Consider the following 20,165-nt stretch of genomic DNA (forward strand, 5'->3'; position numbering starts at 1 on the left):
CCCCTCCTAATCTGCAAACCAATAACCTTCTTTGATCAGTGTAGCTAATGTCTGCCTGAAAAGTAAACAGCTTGTATTCATTGCCAGCACATGGGTAGCTATGCTTTGCTCATCACATAATAGTTTTACGGTTTCCAAGTGATTGATTGGCAGGCAAAAGCTGTGGCCTTCAACGGCAAGGATAACGGCATCTTGCTGTTCTAGGTAAAGAGATCTCAGACCTCCGGCCTTGTGTAAAAGGGGATAATCACTAAGGAAATCCATTACCTGGTGTTCTTCTAGCGGCTCATCTAAGGGCAATAAGTCCTTATCATGTTAGGCTCGCTGAGACTTTCGCTGATAAAGCGCAAGAAGGTGCTGTCGTCGTCAATGGCGGCAATCATTAATTTACGCAGGCGGGCGATTTCATCACTGGTTAGTTCACCGCGACTGGGGCGCTCCGTTAGCTGTTCATCACCATAACGCGCTTGCCCTAGGTCATGGTCAATGAGGTGGTCGGCGAATGCAGAGAGTAGATCCGTTTGATTCGGCGCTCTAAAACCAATTGAATAGTTTAGCGATGGTTCAATGGCATAACCTTCGTGTGGCGCATTAGGCGGAATATAGAGAATATCACCGGGCTCTAGTTCGACATCGATAACCGCAGTAAAAGGGCCAACCTGGAGCAGGCCTTTATTGGCGCTAAATTGTTGTACGCTTTTATCAACCTGACCAACTCGCCAATGACGTTTACCCGAACCTTGAATAATGAACACATCATACTGATCTATGTGCGGACCCACGCCGCCGCCCGGGGTGGAATAGCTCACCATCAAGTCATCAATGCGCCAATTGGGAATAAAACGAAATGGCTCAACCAGCTCGGCAGCATCAGGGTGCCAATGGTCGACCGCCTGTACCAACAGGGTAGAGTGCTCTTCGCCTAGGGTGCTGAAGTCTTCAAAAGGGCCATTGGCACATTGCCAACCGTCGCTATTAGTGACGATACGCGACTCTATCCCTTCTTCCATTGCCAGACCGGCGAGTTCTTCTGCATCGATCGGGTCAACAAAATTTTTAAAGCCGCCCTTAATGAGTAGGGGTTGTTTTTGCCAGTATTGCGCTAAAAATTGCGCCTTGCTGAGCTCGTTTATTGTTAGGCTGTACATGGTTACTCCTATAATACCAATTTACTTACTTAACAGAATTGGTATAAAAAAAGCGAAAGAGCTGCGCTTTTGGCTGCATCTTTCGCTTTATAGCATATTCTAGTGCTGAAAATTAAAGGTTATCAATGAACTCAACGGCGCGGCCAATGTAGTTGGCTGGGCTTAGTTCTTTTAATTGCGCTTTAACTTCTGCTGGTAGTTCAAGCGTGTCGATAAACTCGGCCATAGCCACCTGATCAACACGCTTACCGCGAGTCAGCTCTTTTAGCTTTTCATACGGCTTTTCGATACCGTACTTACGCATTACCGTTTGAATTGGCTCTGCAAGTAGCTCCCAGTTCTGATCAAGTTCGGCAAGTAAACGGTCGGCATTTACTTCAAGCTTGCTGATCCCTTTTAGGGTCGCTTGAAAAGCGATTAGGGTATAACCCATGCCAACACCCAGGTTACGTAGAACCGTTGAGTCGGTTAGGTCGCGCTGCCAGCGTGAAATTGGAAGCTTTTGCGCCAGGTGAGCGAAAATCGCATTGGCCAGACCCAGGTTACCTTCTGAGTTTTCGAAGTCGATCGGGTTAACCTTATGCGGCATGGTTGATGAACCGATTTCGCCGGCAATGGTCTTTTGCTTAAAGTGGTTAAGAGCAATGTAACCCCAAACGTCACGATCGAAGTCGATAAGAATGGTGTTGAAACGCGCTACCGCATCGAACAACTCGGCGATGTAGTCGTGTGGTTCGATTTGCGTGGTGAACGGGTTAAAAGTAAGACCTAGGCTGGTAACAAACTTTTCTGCATGTGTGTGCCAGTCGTAGTCAGGGTAGGCGCTTAGGTGAGCGTTATAGTTACCAACGGCACCGTTGATTTTACCTAGCATGCTTACTTGAGCAACCTGATCGCGCTGGCGCTTAAGACGCATGTACACGTTGGCAAACTCTTTACCCATGGTTGAAGGTGAAGCAGGCTGACCGTGAGTACGTGTCATCATGGCGATTGACTTGTATTCAACGGCTTTTTCTTTAACTGCGTCAAGTAGCTGATCCATGTAAGGAAGCAATACGGTATCGCGCGCTTCGCTTAGCATCAGGCCGTGTGACAGGTTATTGATATCTTCAGAGGTACAGGCGAAGTGGATAAACTCGTTAACGGCATTAAGCTCGGCGTTATCGGCCACTTTTTCTTTTAGAAGGTATTCAACCGCTTTTACGTCGTGGTTGGTGGTGCGTTCAATTTCTTTAACGCGGGCCGCATCGGCTTCGCTAAAGTTTGCAACTATGCTATCAAGCAGGGCATTGGCTTCTGCGCTTAACGCTGGAACTTCTGCAATTTCCTTGGCCTCGGCGAGGGCTTGTAACCAACGTACTTCTACCTGTACGCGGTATTTGATCAGACCAAATTCACTAAAAATGCTACGTAGTTCAGTTGTCTTACTACCGTAGCGCCCATCTACCGGAGAGATCGCGGTTAACGCTGAAAGCTCCATATTAACTCCTAAGTTACGTTGAACGATTATCTTTTATTTGCTTGCAAGCCAATAACTCACAAGCCGGGGTTTAAATGTGTTCTTTAGCTAAGGCCAATATTTTGCGTTTGGCAAATATAAAGTGGCGGCGTTTACCACCGACCTGACGCCATAGCACCGCCGCGCGTATGCCTGCCAAGAGCAGGGCACGAATACGGTTTTGAATGCTGCTTTGTTTTAATAGTGCTGGTTGACCGAATACCTGAATGCGCTGCCCAAGCGGACTGATGATGCGGGCATAGGTATCGGCAAAGGCGGCAATAATAGACTCATCAAGCAGGTCTAAGTGGTTTAATTTATTTTTTACCAGGTCTATATCGCGGCCAAGCTCGGCCAGGGCTTGCGGCTTGCTGCTCAGGATGCGTTCAAGTTGAATTAAGCCACCGACGTATTTGACCAGCTCGACGTTTTTATCACTGCCCGGGCTTAACTGAGAAACCAGGGCGCGATAGCCAGAATGAAGATTACGACTGCTGCCGTAAATTTGCTCGGCATTGTCGGCATCGGTCGCTAACAAGGAATTGAGTAGCGGCTCAATTTCATGCTGTTGTGACTGGCCGTATTTGGCCAGCTTTTGCACCTGCAGGGCTACTTGGCACATGGCCGCCAGGGCCATCACTTGATTGGCGTTCATACTAGCGGATCACCGAGTCGATAATACCGCCACCAAGGCAGACATCGCCGTCGTAAAATACCGCTGATTGACCTGGAGTTACCGCCTTTTGCGGCTCATCGAAGAGCACGCGAGCAACGCCGTCTTGGCCAACTAATAAAGTACAAGGAATGTCATGCTGACGATAACGGGTTTTCACCGTAACGCGTGCCGTGCCTTTAGGACCAACGCGGTCAACCCAATGCAGCTGATCTGCATTAAGGCCATTGCTATAGAGGCGAGGGTGGTCTTTACCCTGACCTACAACCAGCACATTGCGCTCTATGTCTTTGTCGACCACATACCAAGGCTCGCCAGAGCCTTCTTTTAGACCGCCGATATGCAGGCCCTTACGCTGACCTAGGGTGTGATACATCAAACCTTCGTGTTCACCCACCTCGTTGCCATCCGTGTCTTCGATTACACCGGGTTGGGCTGGAAGGTAACGTTGTAAAAAGTCTTTAAACTTACGCTCGCCGATAAAACAGATACCGGTACTGTCTTTTTTATCGTGGGTCACTAAGCCTTGTTGCTCGGCGATTTCACGTACCTGCGGCTTAGGTAATTCGCCTACGGGGAACAGGGTTTGGGCGATATGCTCATGGCTTAGGGTGTACAGGAAGTAACTTTGATCCTTGTTGTCGTCCTCACCGCGGAGCATGGCGAACTTACCATCGCGCTCTTCACGGCGCACATAGTGGCCGGTGGCGATATAGTCGGCGCCCAAGGCTTCGGCGGCAAACTCTAAAAAGGCTTTAAATTTGATTTCCTTGTTACACATAATATCCGGGTTGGGGGTACGTCCTGCCTTGTATTCGGCAAGGAAGTACTCGAACACGTTATCCCAGTATTCGGCGGCAAAGTTAACCGTGTGTAATTCGATTCCTAACTTTTCACAGACCATTTGTGCGTCTTTCAGATCTTCTGCAGCGGCACAATATTCATCGTTGTCGTCTTCTTCCCAGTTTTTCATAAACAGGCCTTCGACTTGATAGCCTTGCTCTTTTAACAGGTAAGCGGATACGGATGAGTCAACACCACCGGACATGCCGACGATTACTTTAATTTGGCTGTTATCGCTCATAGGAACTGAATTTTCACATCACTTGGCTTTAAAGGCGCGAATTATATCACGCTTACCCAAGGGCTTGAAGTGGCAAGGTGGGCTTGTTAACCCACTTGATAGCTTAAATGGCTCAGGGGGATCAAGGGCCGTGATTGGGAATCATCAATGCATTGGCGGACTAACTCGGAGCGAAGCGCCAGAGATTGGATTTCTTCATGTGTTAACCAGTGACAAGCCATGATATCCGCGTCCTGCGGCTTGGGTTCAAGACACTGTTCCAGCTCGCCATAAAAGCAAAAGCGCAGATAATGGACACCATTTTTTGCCTGCAAACTGTAAATACCCACCAGACCTAAGGGCGCAGCTGTGATCCCGGTTTCCTCATAAAGCTCGCGGGTACAGGCTTGAAGGAGAGATTCATTTTCTTCCAAATGCCCGGCCGGTTGATTAAAAACCACTTCGCCGCTTAGTTTGTCACGTTCTTGCACCATCAAATAACGCTCGCCACTTTTTAACACCATGGCGACGGTAACATTAGGTCTATACATGCTTTTTCTCCAAACGGTACTGGCCGCTTTGTAAATCGCCCAAGCGATAGCTACCTATGGCGGCGCGAATGAGCCGCAGGGTCGGGTAGCCGACATGGGCGGTCATGCGTCGCACCTGGCGGTTGCGACCTTCTCGGATCTGAATTTCAAGCCAGGTGGTGGGGATATTCTTCCGCTCGCGTATTGGCGGCGTGCGCGGCCAAAGTCCTTGTGGCTCGTCGATGATCTTGACTTTGGCGGGCAGGGTCATGCCATCATTGAGTTCAACGCCTTGTTGTAAAGCGTGCAAGGCAGCATCGGTGAGAGCACCTTCTACCTGAACCCAATACGTTTTATAGGTATTTTTCTTGGGGTTGGCGAGCTGGTGCTGCAACTTGCCGCAGTTGGTCAAAAGCAACAGACCTTCGGAGTCGCGGTCGAGACGACCTGCGGCATAAACCTGCTTGATGTCTATGTAATCGGCCAAGGTACGACGGTTGGCATCATCGGTAAACTGGCACAGCACATCATAGGGTTTATTGAATAAAACCACCTTAACTTGCTGTGGCGGCACGCTGGGCTTGGCGGGTTTCCGCTTAAATCGGGTTTTATCCGCTGGTTTACCTGAAAACGGGCGTGAGCGTGTGTTATTGGGCTTTTTTGTCATGGAGTAAAAATAAAAAAGGCACCCGATTGGATGCCTTGATATTGCATTCGATACGATTAAGCTAGTTTAGCAAGAATCGCATTGAAAGTATTGCTTGGACGCATAGCTTTGAACGCAAGCTCTTCATTTGGCTGGTAGTAACCGCCGATATCCATGCTTGGACCTTGTGCGTCGTTTAGTTCCTTGATGATGGTTTGCTCATTCTCGCGAAGTAGCGCTGCTACCTCGGTGAAACGTGCTTTAAGATCCGCATCAGCGTCTTGTGCAGCAAGTGCTTCAGCCCAGAACAAGGTCAGGAAGAAGTGGCTGCCACGGTTATCAATTTCACCCACTTTACGTGAAGGTGACTTGTTCTCGTCAAGGAACTTAGCCGTTGCTTGATCCAATGTATCAGCAAGTACCTGCGCTTTGGCGTTGTTAGTACGGGCACTTAGGTGCTCGTAAGATGCGGCAAGGGCAAGGAACTCACCTAGAGAATCCCAACGTAAGTGGTTTTCTTTTTGGAACTGCTGTACGTGCTTAGGTGCACTACCGCCAGCGCCGGTTTCGAATAGGCCACCACCGTTCATAAGAGGAACGATAGACAGCATTTTCGCACTGGTGCCCAGCTCAAGAATTGGGAACAAGTCAGTTAGGTAGTCACGTAGTACGTTACCTGTTACTGAAATAGTGTCCTGACCTTCTTTAATACGCTCAAGTGAGAACTTGGTTGCAGCAATTGGGTCTAGGATAAGGATTTCCAGGCCACTGGTGTCGTGCTCTGGCAAGTAGGCGTTAACCTTTTTGATAAGCTCGGCATCGTGTGCGCGGGCTTCATTTAGCCAGAATACTGCAGGAGTGTTAGTGGCACGGGCACGATTTACGGCCAGTTTAACCCAGTCTTGGATAGGTGCATCTTTCACCTGACACATACGCCAGATATCACCGGCTTCAACATCATGCTCGATAAGCACAGTGTCATTTGCATCAACAACGCGTACTTTACCCGCGCTCTTGATTTCAAACGTCTTGTCGTGTGAACCGTATTCTTCGGCTTTTTGTGCCATCAGACCTACGTTTGGTACGCTGCCCATGGTGCTTGGGTTGAATGCGCCGTGCTCTTTACAGAACTCAACAGTCGCATCGTATACGCCAGAGTAGCTACGGTCTGGAATTACGAAAGCAGTGTCTTGTAGCTGACCGTCGGCGTTCCACATTTGACCAGAAGAACGGATGGCCGCTGGCATTGACGCATCGATGATCACATCGCTTGGTACGTGCAAGTTAGTAATGCCGCGGTCTGAGTCTACCATGGCAACCGCTGGGCGCTGCTCGTATACCGCCATGATGTCGGCTTCGATTTCTTTGCGCTTGGCTTCGTCTAGGCCTTCAATACGAGCGTATACATCGCCAAGACCGTTATTTACGTCTACACCTAGCTCTTCAAATAGGGCGCCGTGCTTAGCGAATACGTCTTTGTAGAATACTTTTACTGCATGACCGAAGATGATTGGGTCTGACACCTTCATCATGGTTGCTTTCATATGCAATGAGAACAACACGCCTTGTGCTTTAGCTGCATCGATTTGCTCGGCAATAAAGGCCTGTAGCTTAGATACGCTCATGCAAGAACCGTCGATGATCTCGCCGTCTAGTAGTTTTACTTCTGGCTTCAATACCGTGATGTCACCGTTATCAGCCACATGCTCGATGCGTACGCTGGTCGCTTTTTCTACGGTTACAGACTTTTCTGAGCCGAAGAAGTCGCCGTCTGTCATTGATACAACACTAGATTGCGAGTCCTTGCTCCACTCACCCATTGAATGAGGGTTTTTACGGGCATAGGCTTTTACCGACGCTGGCGCGCGACGGTCTGAGTTACCTTCACGTAATACCGGGTTTACGGCGCTGCCTTTAACCTTGTCGTAACGGGCTTTGATATCTTCTTCTTGCTCGTTTTTAGGCTCATCAGGGTAGTTAGGAAGGGCATAACCCTGGGCCTGCAATTCTTTAATCGCGGCTTTAAGCTGCGGTACTGATGCACTGATATTAGGAAGCTTGATGATGTTTGCTTCTGGTGTTTTAGCCAATTCACCTAGCTCGGCAAGGGCATCACCGATACGCTGGTCTTCGTTTAAAAACTCAGGGAATAGGGCAATAATACGGCCGGCAAGAGAGATATCGCGAGTTTCTACATCGATACCAGCAACTTTTGAAACTGCTTCGATTACAGGAAGCAAAGAATAGGTAGCCAGAGCTGGCGCCTCATCAGTCTTGGTGTAAATGATTTTCGAGGTCATTTTGTGTCCTAATTTATCGTTGTGTATTATCGGCCTAGGCAAAAAAATCCACCTAAAAAGACCGACATCTGCTGTCACTGCGGTGCAGTTTAACAAGCAAAAGAGAAAAGCTCCATTCACCTTTAGGTTAGGGCGGATATTAAAAATTCAAGTATTGTTTACAGAATAAGGGAAAACTTTACGTAGCGACGAGTAAAATAAGGGGGTACAGAGGGGATCAAAGCGAGCTAGTTACAGCATAAGCTCGCTCTTAGACGTGACCGAACAGCATAGCTGTTAGTGCAAGACGCTTAGCATTTACCGATCAAATGACCTCGGAGCCATCAGTGGGTAGAATGTTTGTGGCGTGTAGACCCTTGGGGCCTTGTTGCAATTCGAAGGTTACGTCTTGGCCAGCTTTTAGTGTTTTGTATCCATCCATATTAATGGTTGAGTAGTGTGCAAAGATGTCTTCCTCACTGCCTACTTCCTGGATAAAACCGAACCCTTTGGCATTGTTGAACCATTTGACTTTTCCACAAGCCATACTTCTACATCCTTCTATAAGTTGACTAATTTAGTTAATCTAAACCTGATAGTTTGATAGACTGGCTAATAGATAGACAGTCCAAACTTGACTGTAGTTTATTTGCCCATTCAGTCAAGTATTTTGTGCATTTTTTTAACAGTTTATTTATTTTTGATTTCGTGTTTGCTTGAGATCTACAGAGAAGACTATATTTATTTATGAGTGGAATGAAAGATTCTGGTGTTGTAGAGCGTAGTCGTGACGAGCAGAAGCAAAAGTTGCAGCCGCCACGTAAATACAAGGTGATACTCAATAACGATGACTACACACCAATGGATTTTGTTATCGAAGTTTTAATGACTTTTTTCAATATGGATAGCGAAAGAGCAACAGACGTTATGCTCAAAGTTCACCATGAGGGTAAAGCGGTATGCGGTATCTATCCTGCAGATATTGCCCACACCAAAACCGAGCAGGTTAATCGCTATGCCAGAGAGCATGAGCATCCACTGCTTTGTAGTTGTGAGCAGGAATAACGAGTTTTTCAGTTTTGGGGGTTGCCAATGCTAAATAAAGATCTAGAAATTACTTTAAATGATGCGTTTAAAGAAGCCCGCACCCGTCGTCATGAATTTATGACGGTCGAGCATTTATTGCTGGCGCTATTGGATAACCCATCGGCCAACGAGGCCTTAATTGCCTGCGGTTTGGATTTGGCCCTGTTACGCAGTGAATTATCTGAGTTTATTGATGAAACCACACCGGTGATCTCAGATCTTGAACAAGAGCGTGAGACCCAGCCCACCTTAGGTTTTCAACGTGTACTGCAGCGCGCGGTATTTCATGTGCAGTCGTCCGGTAAAAGTGAAGTCACTGGCGTTAACGTGCTTGTCGCTATTTTCTCGGAGCAGGAAAGCCAAGCCGTTTATTTGCTTAAAAAACATGATGTTAATCGCCTTGATATCGTTAACTTCATCTCTCATGGTATTTCCCGTGCCGATGATGAAAGTGAACATATTGACGATCACGAAGAAATTTCCGAAGAATTGGTGGGCGAGGCCAGCGAAGAGCAAAATATTCTCGATAAATACACCACTAACCTTAATGTGGAAGCACAAAAAGGCTCGGTCGACCCTCTGATTGGTCGTGACCAAGAAGTGGAGCGCACGGTGCAGGTATTGTGTCGCCGTAAAAAGAATAACCCACTACTGGTGGGTGAAGCTGGGGTGGGTAAAACCGCTATTGCCGAGGGCCTGGCCTATCGTATCGTCAATAACGAGGTACCTGAAGTGATCGCCGATGGCGTGGTGTACTCGCTGGATATGGGTGCCTTGCTTGCCGGTACTAAATACCGCGGCGACTTTGAGAAACGCTTAAAAAGCCTTCTTAAACAGCTGCAGCAACAACCCGGTGCCATTCTCTTTATCGATGAAATTCATACCATAATCGGTGCCGGAGCGGCATCGGGTGGGGTCATGGATGCATCGAATCTGATCAAACCGCTGTTATCGAGCGGCCAGATACGCTGCATGGGTTCAACTACCTATAACGAATTTAAGAATATTTTCGAAAAAGACCGTGCCTTGGTACGTCGATTCCAAAAAATCGATATCAATGAACCAAGTATCGATGACACCACGAAAATTCTTAATGGCTTAAAAGAGCGTTACGAAGAGCACCATGGTATTCGTTATACGCAAAAAGCACTGCGTGCGGCGGCCGAGCTGAGCGCCAAATACATTAATGAACGTCATTTGCCGGATAAGGCCATAGACGTTATCGATGAAGCAGGCGCCAATCAGCGTTTGCAGCCTGTGTCTAAGCGTAAGAAAACCATTAATGTGGCGGATATTGAGCAGATCATTGCCAAGATTGCCCGTATTCCACAGCAAAGCGTGTCTTCGTCCGATAAGGAAGTATTGAAGAACCTGGACCGCAACCTCAAGATGCTGGTCTTTGGTCAGGATCAGTCCATTGACGCCTTATCGTCGGCCATTCGCTTATCACGCTCTGGATTGGCTAATGAAGACAAACCGGTGGGTTCTTTCCTATTTGCCGGTCCGACTGGTGTGGGTAAAACCGAGGTTACCAAGCAGCTGGCCAAATGCATGGGCATTGAGTTTTTACGCTTCGATATGTCCGAATACATGGAACGCCATGCGATCAGCCGTTTGATTGGTGCGCCTCCTGGTTATGTGGGTTACGAGCAGGGCGGTTTGCTGACCGATGCGGTAATAAAACACCCTCATGCCGTAGTGCTACTCGATGAAATCGAAAAGGCACACAGCGACATCTATAACATACTGTTGCAGGTAATGGATCATGGCACATTGACGGATAACAATGGTCGCAAGGCCGACTTCCGTAATGTGGTACTGGTATTGACCACCAATGCCGGGGTACAGGAGACGGTGAAAAACAGCATAGGTTTTGCCGATCAGGACAGCTCTTTTGATGCTATGAGCGAGATAAACAAGGTGTTTTCACCTGAGTTTAGAAACCGTCTCGACAACATCATCTGGTTTAATCACCTCGATAGCGAGATCATCCTGCTTGTGGTGGATAAGTTCCTGGTGGAGCTGCAAGCCCAGCTTGATAAGAAATCTGTTAATCTGGAGCTTAGCGATGCTGCTCGTCGTTGGCTGGCCCAGAAGGGCTACGACAAGGCAATGGGGGCACGTCCCATGGCTCGGGTAATACAGGAGCAATTGAAAAAGCCATTGGCCAATGAAATCCTGTTCGGCAGCCTGACTGACGGCGGCGATGTTCAGGTTGATGTGGACACGGATAACGACTGCTTGTCATTTACCTATGCGTCGCAATTGAGTCCAGCCTAATGACATGTTAGGCAAACGGCAGATAACAAAAAGCCCAGCACTTGCTGGGCTTTTTGCTAAATCGGCTTAGCGTGCAGGCGTATTAACGTGCACGGAAAACGATACGGCCTTTTGATAGATCGTAAGGCGTAAGTTCCACTGTTACTTTGTCGCCAGTTAAAATACGAATGTAGTTTTTACGCATTTTACCGGAAATGTGAGCCACAACTACGTGACCATTCTCAAGCTCTACACGGAACATTGTATTAGGCAAGGTTTCTAGTACCGTACCTTGCATTTCAATTACGTCTTCTTTCGCCATATCTAGCGTAACACCTCTGTGATAGTTAAACGCATGGGATTGTGCCGAAAAGCAACGGATAAGTAAAGCCAAGGCACTGAATTTGTCGATTTTACAGGCAAATTACGTCTTCCCAATGATTATTGCGCAGTTGTTGTGCGGGCAAGTACTGTAGCTTGTAACGCATCTTACGACACTCGTCTATTTGATAACCAAGATACAGGTAACGCTTACCCCAATCTGCCGCCAATTGGATCTGCTTAATGATCATTAAACTGCCCAGACTCAACTGCTCATAATCGGGGTCGAAAAAGGTATAAATGGCGGAAAGGGAATGGGCCATCACATCGGTGACCGCCACGGCGATCAGCTTGTCCCTATCCCACAGCTCAATAAAGTCTATATCCATCCAGTGACAAAATAAAAAACTGTCAAATTGTGAGCGCTGTGGCGGGAACATGGTGCCATCGTTATGGCGGGCATTAATATAACGCTCGTACAAGGGATAATATTCGGCTTTTTCGCGCTTACTGATACGCACCTGAAACTCTTTTGCCTTGGTTATCAGACGTTTTTGCGAGCGGCTGGGTGTATAATGGAGCGCTAATACCCGCACCGCCTGACAGGCATTGCAGGTTGGACAATGGGGCCGGTAGATCTGCTCGCCACTGCGTCTAAATCCTTGTTTTAACAAGGCCTCGAATCCATTTGGACTGTAACAAACCGGGTCTAGAATAACCAGTAATTGCTCTTCCTGAGCGGCCAAGTAACTGCAGGGGAAACGCTGACTTAGGCCGATTTTAATCGGAAGGTGTTGCGTCATAAGGAGTCTCTAACTGCCGAGCTTGCCAAAATGACAAGTCTATCGACTGATGGTTACTTTCCTTTAGTTTAGTCAAGAATTGCTGGCGTGACAGGGCCTTTGCCCCTAATTGCTCTAGGTAGGGATTCATCAACTGACAGTCAATAAAGGTGCCATTATTGGCTTTGAGTAATTCAACCAGCGCCCACATGGCCAATTTAGAGCATTCGGGAACATGGAAAAACATCGATTCACCACAAAACACCCGAGACTGCATAATACCGTATAAGCCGCCGACAAGTGTGTCGTCTTGCCATACTTCCACACTGTGCGCTAAGCCGTTTTCATGGGCATGGATATAGGCTTGCTCCATGGCATCTGTGATCCAGGTGCCTTCAACGTCCTGACGTTGCATCTTGCAGGCATGTATCACATCGGCAAAACAAGTATTGATGGTGACGCGGGTATTAAGACGGCGTGCTGCCTTCTTCAGGCTGCGGCTGATATGAAACTCATCGAGTTCGATAATGGCTCGCTCACTCGGAGACCACCACATTAATGGCTCGCCTTCGCTATACCAGGGAAAAATGCCTTGCTGATAGGCTTGCTGCAGGCGCGGCAGCGATAGACACCCGCCTATGGCAAGTAGGCCATCGGGTTGGGTCAGAGCTGTGTTGGGGTCGGGGAAACCTTCTCCAACGCTGCCAAGGTAATGCAAATACTGAGTCATAAACGTTGGGGCCTAGGGTCTTAACCCTAAGCCCCAATTATATTACTTAAGGTTATCTAAGTAACGCTCGGCATCCAGCGCCGCCATACAACCTGTACCGGCCGAGGTAATGGCCTGACGGTAGATATGATCAGACACGTCGCCGGCAGCAAATACGCCTTCGATGCTGGTTTGCGTAGCATTACCGTTAAGACCAGACTCAACAACCAGGTAACCGTCTTTCATTTCCAGTTGGCCTTGGAACATATCGGTATTTGGCTTGTGGCCGATAGCAATAAATACACCAGCTAAATCAAGTTCTTCGGTAGCGTCAGAGTGGCTGTCTTTCATACGCAGACCAGTTACACCCATTTCGTCACCCAGAACTTCGTCAAGGGTGCGGTTCCAGTGAATGGTCACGTTGCCGTTTTCTGCTTTTTCTAGCAGACGGTCGGCAAGGATTTTCTCACTGCGGAAGCTGTCACGACGGTGGATAACATGTACTTCAGAAGCGATGTTAGAAAGATAAAGGGCTTCTTCAACGGCGGTATTACCACCACCAACAACAGCCACTTTTTGATTCTTATAGAAGAAACCATCACAGGTTGCACAGGCAGACACACCACGACCCTGGAATGCAGTTTCTGACTCAAGACCCAAGTACTTAGCTGAAGCACCGGTGGCGATGATCAGGGCATCGGCGGTATAAGTGCCGCTGTCACCTTTTAGCTCAAACGGGCGTACATTGAGGTTTACTTCGTTGATATGGTCAAAGACGATTTCAGTTTCAAAGCGCTCGGCGTGCTCTTTCATACGCTCCATCAGTGCAGGGCCGGTCAAACCGTGGGCATCGCCAGGCCAGTTTTCAACTTCAGTAGTGGTGGTCAACTGACCGCCTTGTTGAATACCGGTAACCAATACCGGGTTTAGGTTAGCACGGGCAGCATAAACGGCGGCTGTGTAACCAGCAGGGCCAGAGCCAAGGATAAGTAGTTTGCAGTGTTTGGCGCTCATAATACGTCTCAAATGAATTTATAGAATTAGGTTATGCGGGTGATTCTAAGAAAAACAATCCATATGTAAACAAAATTACGAATTTTCCATTTGCATAAATACCTAGGCTGTCAAAATAACTGTACTGTGTGATTAAACAGCAAATAGCGATAGCCTAAGCGTTATTTCATGACCTTAGATATTTTTTTTGCTATGTTCTAGGCAAATAAAAACTCGCAGACAGCGCCAAGCTGATGGCGAAGCAGAAAAATAAGGGCCTTATGTATTTTTGGCAACATCAAGCAGGCTATGGCCTCGAACAACAAGATATAGACATACTACTTGATGCAAAAAGCTATCGAACCAAGCTACTTGAGCTGATCGCCAATGCGAAACAGCGCATCTATATCACCGCCTTGTATTTACAGGACGATGAAGCGGGGCGGGAAATTCTCGAAGCTCTTCACAAAGCCTCGCAAAACAACCCAGAATTAGATGTAAAGGTATTGGTCGATTACCATCGTGCCCAACGCGGCTTGATTGGCGCAGCGGCCAGTGAAGGCAATGCAGCCCTGTATCTGAGCGCCCTTGAACAACATCAATCCAATGTGCAGGTTTACGGTGTGCCGGTGAAAGCCAAAGAGCTTTTTGGCGTGTTGCACCTAAAAGGTTTTGTTATCGACGATACCTTACTTTATAGCGGCGCCAGCCTAAATAATGTGTACCTGCAGTATTTTGATAAGTATCGCCTCGACCGTTATTTTTTGATACGCCAAGCGCAGCTATGTGACGCCTTTGTGGAATTTACCGACCAGGTGTTATTGGCAAGTGATGCGGTGCCACGATTGGACACTAGGCCCATCCCCAAGTTCATCGATATTAAGAGCGAACACCGCAAGTTGGTTAAGGCACTAAAAAAAGCCAGTTATGCCTTGGCCAAAAATGAAGGCGAGAGCGATTTAACGGTACGCCCCTTTATCGGTTTAGGACGCAGAAATAACAAGCTTAATCGCCTGATCAAGCAGCTGTTCGATATCACCGAACAGGAACTGGTGCTTTACACCCCTTATTTTAATTTCCCCACGCCCTTGTTACGCGCATTGCGTCGATTATTACGCCAGGGTAAGCAAGTCACCATAGTGGTGGGGGATAAAACCGCCAATGATTTCTATATTCCGCCGGAGGAAAAATTCTCCAAGGTGGGGGCGCTGCCGTATCTATATGAAACAATCTTGGCTAAGTTTTTGAAAACCCAACAGCGTTATGTGGATGCCGGTAACCTCAATGTGTATTTATGGCAGCATGAGAAGAACTCGTTCCATCTTAAAGGCATTTGTTCTGATAACCGTTACCACCTGCTAAGTGGCCATAACCTCAACCCCAGAGCCTGGGGTCTGGATATAGAAAACGGTATTTTTATCGATGATCACAAAGGTCAGCTTGTGGACGCGGTCGCGCGGGAAAAAGCGGCCATTATGGCCCATTGTACGCGACTAGAAAGCTACACCGAACTTGAGCAACTGAGCGATTATCCAGAGCCGGTACAAAAGATATTGGGTCAGGCCAAGCGCGTAAAGGTCGACTTTATTATTAAGCGCTTTATCTAGCCTTTTTAAAAAATATTAAGCAAATAAAAAACCCGCCGATTGGCGGGTTTTTCGTAAACACTAACTCTAAATTATAGTGTTTCAACGGCAGTGCGTGGGTCAACATATTCCATGTTGAACGCTTCTGCTACTTCTTTGTACGTTACCTTACCCTTGATCACGTTAAGACCTTTTAGGAAGTGCTCGTCTTCAAGTAGCGCTTGCTTGTAGCCCTTGTTCGCTAGCTTGATGATGTAAGGCAGAGTTGCATTGTTTAGGGCGAACGTAGAAGTACGAGGTACGGCGCCAGGCATGTTAGCAACACAGTAGTGAACAACGTCATCAACGATGAAGGTAGGTTCATCGTGTGTAGTTGCCTTAGAAGTCGCGATACAACCGCCTTGGTCGATTGCTACGTCAACGATTGCAGCACCAGGCTTCATCGCTTTGATGTGCTCGGCAGTTACTAGCTTAGGTGCAGCTGCACCTGGGATAAGTACGCCACCGATAACAAGGTCAGCTTCAACAACATGCTTCTCAAGGGCATCAGCAGTTGAGTAAACAACTTTAGCCAGTGAGCCAAATTGTGCGTTAAGGCTACGCAGTACGTCGATGTTACGGTCAAGGATGGTTACGTCAGCACCTAGGCCTACTGCCATTTGCGCCGCGTTACGACCAACCATACCGCCACCGATAACAACAACCTTTGCAGGCTCAACACCTGGAACGCCGCCTAGTAGCATGCCAAGACCTTGCTTAGACTTCTCAAGCGCTTGAGCACCGGCTTGGATTGACATACGACCAGCAACTTCTGACATAGGAGCAAGAAGAGGTAGACCGCCTTTAGCATCGGTTACTGTTTCGTAAGCGATACAGATAGCGCCACTTTTCACTAGGTCTTCGGTTTGTGGAAGATCTGGTGCTAGGTGCAAGTAAGTGAATAGAATTTGATCTTCACGCAGCATCGCACGCTCAACGGCTTGCGGCTCTTTTACTTTGATGATCATTTCAGCCTGAGCAAAAATCTCAGCTGCAGTTGGCAAGATTTTAGCGCCAACTTCAATATAGTCTTCGTCGGTAAAGCCAATACCTAAGCCCGCGTTGGTTTCAACGATCACTTCGTGACCGTGAGCGATCAGCTCGCGCGCGCTTGCTGGGATCATGCCCACACGGTACTCGTGGTTTTTAATCTCTTTTGGTACACCGATAATCATAAGTAACTATACCTTTTTTGAACGGAAAAATTTTTCACTATTGTACATATGGCCAAATAGTGTGTCTCACTATTTTGCAATCTGTAGCCAGTGTATTAAACTTTATTAATTCTAAATTCAGTGCAATTAACTATTATCAAACATGCATCAACAACTCGATAGAATCGACCGTAAAATTTTAGTCGAATTACAGCGTGATGGCCGTATTTCTAACGTTGAACTGGCCAAGCGCATTGGCCTGAGCGCCACCCCTTGTCTGGAGCGGGTTAAAAAGCTCGAACGTGAGGGTTACATCCGTGGCTATAAAGCTGTGGTTGACCCGGCGAAATTAGGGCAGGGCCTCTTGGTGTATGTAGAAGTCACCATTACCAAGACCTCGCCAGATGTATTCGACGAATTTAACCAGGCGGTGAAAAAGCACGATGAAATTGTTGAGTGTCATCTGGTGTCGGGGAATTTTGATTTTCTGTTAAAGACGCGGGTAACGGATATGTCGGAATACCGCCAGGTACTTGGCGACATACTGTTAAAGTTGCCAAACATCAGCGAAAGCCGTACCTACGTAGTAATGGAAGAAGTCAAAGGCGAAGAGGCTTTGATCATTCGTCCCCAGGTACCCTAATAGAGGCGTAAAGCCTGGGTTGCAATTACAATTACTGATTATAAACCCAGTGCATCTTGTGCTTAGAATTGGTAAGGTAGGCGTATTGCGCCGAAATATCTAGATAAATAATAAGGATAAAGGAATATGCGCCTAAATGGTGTACAAAGACTACTTGAGACGGGCTTAATCATAAGCACCGCCTTTGCCATTTTCATATTATGCGCACTTATCAGTTTCGATCCTGCCGACCCATCCTGGTCGCAAACCGGCGAATTTGTCGATGTTAAAAATATCACAGGTACAGCAGGGGCCTGGTTGGCCGATATTCTTCTCTTTAGTTTTGGCTGGTTGGCGTTTTTAGTGCCCGCTGGCGTGCAGCTGTTTGGCTACTTTGCTTTTAAGCGTCCCCATCAGGTACTTCGCCTGGACTACATCACTCTGGCCTTGCGCCTTATCGGCCTGGTTTTGTTTGTACTAAGCGCCACGGCAATCAGTTCGGTTAATTTTGATGATATTTTTTATTTTTCTTCCGGTGGGGTAGTAGGGGATGTTATCGCCGGCGCCATGATGCCCGCCTTTAATTTTACCGGCACCTCCATTCTTTTATTGTGTTTCTTTTTTGCCGGCTTAACGCTGTTAACCGGTATTTCCTGGGTGCAGTTTGTCGATACCTTAGGTGCCTGGGTTATGAAAGCCGGGCTTTGGCTGTGGAATTGGTTCCAGCGCAAACGCGGTCAGTGGCGTGATGAATATGAGCAAGCCGAGTTGCAACCGGCCCTTGAAGGCAGTGCCGCCGAGGTTAAAATGCTTCAGGACGCGCCTGCGGACAAGGAAATAAGAACGCAGACACAAGACAGTGCAGCGGCTAAACAAAAAACAGCCTCATTAATGGAAAAAGCCGCGGCCATGTTTGCTCCCGAGCCTAAATCACAAGCAAAGGAAGAGCCGGCTTTTGATGGTGAGTTTAACATCGAACCTGACTCTTTAGCGCCAAATAACACTGCTGCACCACGTAAGCAACAGCATGCGGCATTGGATCAACTTGACGATATCTTCGCCGATGAAATGGCCTTTAGTGCCACCGATGGTGAAGGCTTTGATACCGCTGACGCGCTTAACGAATTAGACCGTGAGCAACCCTTAGCTAAATCTGAGCCTCAGGCAATGCCAAAGCCAGCTGTTAATGGCCAAGCGGCGCACACGCCCTTAAATAACCAGCCGCTATCGGCGAAAGAAAAGTTTGACCAATTGATGGCCGAGCAGCCTCCTATGGCGCCTTTACCTTCGTTGGACCTGCTAGATCGCCCGGATAAACAAAAGAACCCGATTTCTGAAGAAGAACTTGAAGCTGTGTCGCGTTTGGTTGAGGCCAAATTACAAGACTTTGGCGTGCAGGCCGCGGTGGTTGGTGTGTACCCGGGTCCCGTTGTAACCCGCTTTGAGTTGGACCTGGCTCCCGGTGTTAAGGTAGCGAAGATTTCCGGTCTAGCCAAAGATTTGGCGCGTTCACTCTCCGCCGTCAGCGTGCGTGTGGTTGAAGTGATCCCAGGTAAAACCTATGTTGGTCTGGAGTTGCCAAATAAACACCGTGAAGTGGTGCGCCTGTCGGAAGTGATTAACGCCCCCAAGTTTGAACAGAATAAATCGCCATTAACCATGGTGCTCGGTAAGGACATCGCCGGTCAGCCTGTAGTGGCCGACTTGGCAAAAATGCCGCACTTGCTAGTAGCCGGTACCACGGGTTCCGGTAAGTCAGTGGGCGTTAATGTGATGATCTTAAGCTTGCTATACAAGTCGCCGCCGGAAGATGTGCGTTTAATCATGATCGACCCGAAAATGCTTGAGCTTTCGGTGTACGAAGGGATCCCCCACCTTTTATGTGAAGTAGTCACAGATATGAAGGAGGCGGCCAACGCTCTGCGTTGGTGTGTGGGTGAGATGGAACGTCGCTACAAACTAATGTCGGCGCTTGGGGTGCGTAACCTTAAGGGTTATAACCAAAAGGTAATGGATGCCAAAGCAGCAGGGCAACCCATTCTCGACCCCTTGTTTAAGGATACGGATGGGATGGCAGATGGCCCGCAAGAGCTGGATAAGTTGCCAAGTATCGTGGTGGTGATCGATGAATTTGCCGACATGATGATGATAGTGGGCAAGAAGGTGGAAGAGCTGATCGCCCGTATCGCGCAAAAGGCCCGTGCCGCAGGTATCCATCTGGTACTGGCTACACAGCGACCGTCAGTGGATGTGATCACAGGTCTGATTAAGGCCAATATCCCGACCCGTATGGCGTTCCAGGTGTCGTCAAAAATCGACTCGCGCACTATTTTAGATCAGCAGGGCGCCGAGAACCTCTTGGGCATGGGTGATATGTTGTATTTACCACCGGGTACCAGCGTGCCGATACGTGTGCATGGTGCCTTCGTTGATGACCATGAGGTGCATGCGGTGGTGAGCGATTGGAAGGCCCGCGGTAAGCCAAATTATGTGGATGAAATCCTCAATGGCGATGCTGTGGAAGACGTCTTACTGCCGGGCGAGGTGCCTGAGGGTGAAGACGGTGAGGCCGACCCGCTCTATGATGAAGCCGTGGCTTTTGTGATTGAAAGTGGTCGCGTATCGGTTTCCAGTGTGCAGCGTAAACTACGCGTTGGTTACAACCGCGCCGCTCGCCTGGTCGAGCAAATGGAAATTTCAGGGCTGGTTAGCCCGCCGGGGCATAATGGCACCCGTGAAGTATTGGTGAAAAACAACGCCAATTAATTGCCTGTATT

At 48.0% G+C, this 20,165-nt stretch carries 17 protein-coding genes and 1 pseudogene; 5 read left to right on the top strand and 13 right to left on the bottom strand.

Annotated features, from left to right (window positions below):
* Nucleotides 1-6: 6 nt before the first annotated feature.
* The 8 genes and pseudogenes from C2M34_RS14080 to cspD form a co-directional block, all read right to left on the bottom strand.
* A pseudogene (locus C2M34_RS14080) lies at nucleotides 7-1,148 on the bottom strand (cupin domain-containing protein).
* A gap of 112 nt (nucleotides 1,149-1,260) precedes the next feature.
* Nucleotides 1,261-2,628 (bottom strand): adenylosuccinate lyase, encoded by a 1,368-nt coding sequence (gene purB / locus C2M34_RS14085; RefSeq protein WP_105259126.1) that lies wholly within the window; start codon nucleotides 2,626-2,628, stop codon nucleotides 1,261-1,263.
* A gap of 70 nt (nucleotides 2,629-2,698) precedes the next feature.
* Complete coding sequence (hflD, locus tag C2M34_RS14090; protein ID WP_105198933.1) at nucleotides 2,699-3,301, bottom strand: high frequency lysogenization protein HflD; 603 nt, start codon at nucleotides 3,299-3,301, stop codon at nucleotides 2,699-2,701.
* A gap of 1 nt (nucleotide 3,302) precedes the next feature.
* Nucleotides 3,303-4,403, bottom strand: coding sequence for a tRNA 2-thiouridine(34) synthase MnmA (gene mnmA / locus C2M34_RS14095; protein ID WP_105198934.1), 1,101 nt, complete (start codon nucleotides 4,401-4,403; stop codon nucleotides 3,303-3,305).
* Between the two features lie 86 nt (nucleotides 4,404-4,489).
* The gene (locus tag C2M34_RS14100) at nucleotides 4,490-4,933 is read right to left on the bottom strand and encodes an NUDIX hydrolase (protein WP_105216015.1); all 444 of its coding nucleotides are present in this window, start codon (nucleotides 4,931-4,933) and stop codon (nucleotides 4,490-4,492) included.
* Complete coding sequence (locus C2M34_RS14105; RefSeq protein ID WP_105259127.1) at nucleotides 4,926-5,579, bottom strand: rRNA large subunit pseudouridine synthase E; 654 nt, start codon at nucleotides 5,577-5,579, stop codon at nucleotides 4,926-4,928. The genes C2M34_RS14100 and C2M34_RS14105 overlap by 8 nt, the downstream gene beginning before the upstream one ends.
* A 56-nt stretch (nucleotides 5,580-5,635) precedes the next feature.
* Complete coding sequence (locus tag C2M34_RS14110) at nucleotides 5,636-7,858, bottom strand: NADP-dependent isocitrate dehydrogenase (RefSeq protein ID WP_105198937.1); 2,223 nt, start codon at nucleotides 7,856-7,858, stop codon at nucleotides 5,636-5,638.
* A gap of 304 nt (nucleotides 7,859-8,162) precedes the next feature.
* Nucleotides 8,163-8,384: a cold shock domain-containing protein CspD gene (gene cspD / locus C2M34_RS14115; RefSeq protein ID WP_105198938.1), complete on the bottom strand. Its 222-nt coding sequence runs from the start codon at nucleotides 8,382-8,384 to the stop codon at nucleotides 8,163-8,165.
* A gap of 200 nt (nucleotides 8,385-8,584) precedes the next feature.
* Here cspD and clpS point away from each other — a divergent pair, with 200 nt between their 5' ends.
* Nucleotides 8,585-8,902, top strand: a complete 318-nt coding sequence (gene clpS / locus C2M34_RS14120; RefSeq protein ID WP_105189777.1) for an ATP-dependent Clp protease adapter ClpS — start codon at nucleotides 8,585-8,587, stop codon at nucleotides 8,900-8,902.
* A gap of 27 nt (nucleotides 8,903-8,929) precedes the next feature.
* The gene (gene clpA / locus C2M34_RS14125) at nucleotides 8,930-11,203 is read left to right on the top strand and encodes an ATP-dependent Clp protease ATP-binding subunit ClpA (protein WP_105198939.1); all 2,274 of its coding nucleotides are present in this window, start codon (nucleotides 8,930-8,932) and stop codon (nucleotides 11,201-11,203) included.
* Between the two features lie 82 nt (nucleotides 11,204-11,285).
* Here clpA and infA read toward each other — a convergent pair whose 3' ends face one another.
* The 4 genes from infA to trxB all read right to left on the bottom strand — a co-directional run bounded on the left by infA (nucleotide 11,286) and on the right by trxB (nucleotide 14,011).
* The gene (gene infA / locus C2M34_RS14130; RefSeq protein ID WP_023401681.1) at nucleotides 11,286-11,504 is read right to left on the bottom strand and encodes a translation initiation factor IF-1; all 219 of its coding nucleotides are present in this window, start codon (nucleotides 11,502-11,504) and stop codon (nucleotides 11,286-11,288) included.
* A 91-nt stretch (nucleotides 11,505-11,595) separates the two neighbouring features.
* Entirely contained in the window at nucleotides 11,596-12,306 is a 711-nt protein-coding gene (locus C2M34_RS14135; RefSeq protein WP_105259128.1) for an arginyltransferase, read from the bottom strand.
* Nucleotides 12,284-13,015 carry a leucyl/phenylalanyl-tRNA--protein transferase gene (gene aat / locus C2M34_RS14140; RefSeq protein ID WP_105198941.1) on the bottom strand — a complete coding sequence of 244 codons (732 nt, stop codon included), beginning with the start codon at nucleotides 13,013-13,015 and terminating at the stop codon, nucleotides 12,284-12,286. The genes C2M34_RS14135 and aat overlap by 23 nt, the downstream gene beginning before the upstream one ends.
* A 42-nt stretch (nucleotides 13,016-13,057) precedes the next feature.
* Nucleotides 13,058-14,011, bottom strand: coding sequence for a thioredoxin-disulfide reductase (trxB, locus tag C2M34_RS14145; protein WP_105199095.1), 954 nt, complete (start codon nucleotides 14,009-14,011; stop codon nucleotides 13,058-13,060).
* Nucleotides 14,012-14,268: 257 nt separating this feature from the next.
* On the opposite strand from trxB, the gene pssA reads away from it, so the two are divergent.
* Nucleotides 14,269-15,594: a CDP-diacylglycerol--serine O-phosphatidyltransferase gene (gene pssA / locus C2M34_RS14150; RefSeq protein WP_105259297.1), complete on the top strand. Its 1,326-nt coding sequence runs from the start codon at nucleotides 14,269-14,271 to the stop codon at nucleotides 15,592-15,594.
* 71 nt (nucleotides 15,595-15,665) lie between these two features.
* On the opposite strand, the gene ald is transcribed toward pssA, so the two are convergent.
* Nucleotides 15,666-16,787 (bottom strand): alanine dehydrogenase, encoded by a 1,122-nt coding sequence (gene ald / locus C2M34_RS14155; protein ID WP_105259129.1) that lies wholly within the window; start codon nucleotides 16,785-16,787, stop codon nucleotides 15,666-15,668.
* Nucleotides 16,788-16,929: 142 nt separating this feature from the next.
* Here ald and lrp point away from each other — a divergent pair, with 142 nt between their 5' ends.
* Both lrp and C2M34_RS14165 read left to right on the top strand, forming a co-directional pair.
* A complete protein-coding gene (lrp, locus tag C2M34_RS14160) occupies nucleotides 16,930-17,409 on the top strand; it encodes a leucine-responsive transcriptional regulator Lrp (RefSeq protein ID WP_105259130.1) in 480 nt (159 codons plus the stop codon).
* Nucleotides 17,410-17,535: 126 nt separating this feature from the next.
* Entirely contained in the window at nucleotides 17,536-20,154 is a 2,619-nt protein-coding gene (locus tag C2M34_RS14165; RefSeq protein ID WP_105259131.1) for a DNA translocase FtsK, read from the top strand.
* The last annotated feature ends 11 nt before the right edge of the window (nucleotides 20,155-20,165 follow it).

Source organism: Pseudoalteromonas sp. T1lg88 (assembly GCF_002964765.1).
Taxonomy (GTDB): Bacteria; Pseudomonadota; Gammaproteobacteria; order Enterobacterales; family Alteromonadaceae; genus Pseudoalteromonas.

What these genes read in the sequence shown, in the direction of transcription:
- purB (WP_105259126.1), bottom strand. Translation starts at nt 2,628, where the DNA reads ATGGAGCTTTCAGCGTTAACCGCGATCTCTCCGGTAGATGGGCGCTAC.
- hflD (WP_105198933.1), bottom strand. Translation starts at nt 3,301, where the DNA reads ATGAACGCCAATCAAGTGATGGCCCTGGCGGCCATGTGCCAAGTAGCC.
- mnmA (WP_105198934.1), bottom strand. Translation starts at nt 4,403, where the DNA reads ATGAGCGATAACAGCCAAATTAAAGTAATCGTCGGCATGTCCGGTGGT.
- C2M34_RS14100 (WP_105216015.1), bottom strand. Translation starts at nt 4,933, where the DNA reads ATGTATAGACCTAATGTTACCGTCGCCATGGTGTTAAAAAGTGGCGAG.
- C2M34_RS14105 (WP_105259127.1), bottom strand. Translation starts at nt 5,579, where the DNA reads ATGACAAAAAAGCCCAATAACACACGCTCACGCCCGTTTTCAGGTAAA.
- C2M34_RS14110 (WP_105198937.1), bottom strand. Translation starts at nt 7,858, where the DNA reads ATGACCTCGAAAATCATTTACACCAAGACTGATGAGGCGCCAGCTCTG.
- cspD (WP_105198938.1), bottom strand. Translation starts at nt 8,384, where the DNA reads ATGGCTTGTGGAAAAGTCAAATGGTTCAACAATGCCAAAGGGTTCGGT.
- clpS (WP_105189777.1), top strand. Translation starts at nt 8,585, where the DNA reads ATGAGTGGAATGAAAGATTCTGGTGTTGTAGAGCGTAGTCGTGACGAG.
- clpA (WP_105198939.1), top strand. Translation starts at nt 8,930, where the DNA reads ATGCTAAATAAAGATCTAGAAATTACTTTAAATGATGCGTTTAAAGAA.
- infA (WP_023401681.1), bottom strand. Translation starts at nt 11,504, where the DNA reads ATGGCGAAAGAAGACGTAATTGAAATGCAAGGTACGGTACTAGAAACC.
- C2M34_RS14135 (WP_105259128.1), bottom strand. Translation starts at nt 12,306, where the DNA reads ATGACGCAACACCTTCCGATTAAAATCGGCCTAAGTCAGCGTTTCCCC.
- aat (WP_105198941.1), bottom strand. Translation starts at nt 13,015, where the DNA reads ATGACTCAGTATTTGCATTACCTTGGCAGCGTTGGAGAAGGTTTCCCC.
- pssA (WP_105259297.1), top strand. Translation starts at nt 14,269, where the DNA reads ATGTATTTTTGGCAACATCAAGCAGGCTATGGCCTCGAACAACAAGAT.
- ald (WP_105259129.1), bottom strand. Translation starts at nt 16,787, where the DNA reads ATGATTATCGGTGTACCAAAAGAGATTAAAAACCACGAGTACCGTGTG.
- lrp (WP_105259130.1), top strand. Translation starts at nt 16,930, where the DNA reads ATGCATCAACAACTCGATAGAATCGACCGTAAAATTTTAGTCGAATTA.
- C2M34_RS14165 (WP_105259131.1), top strand. Translation starts at nt 17,536, where the DNA reads ATGCGCCTAAATGGTGTACAAAGACTACTTGAGACGGGCTTAATCATA.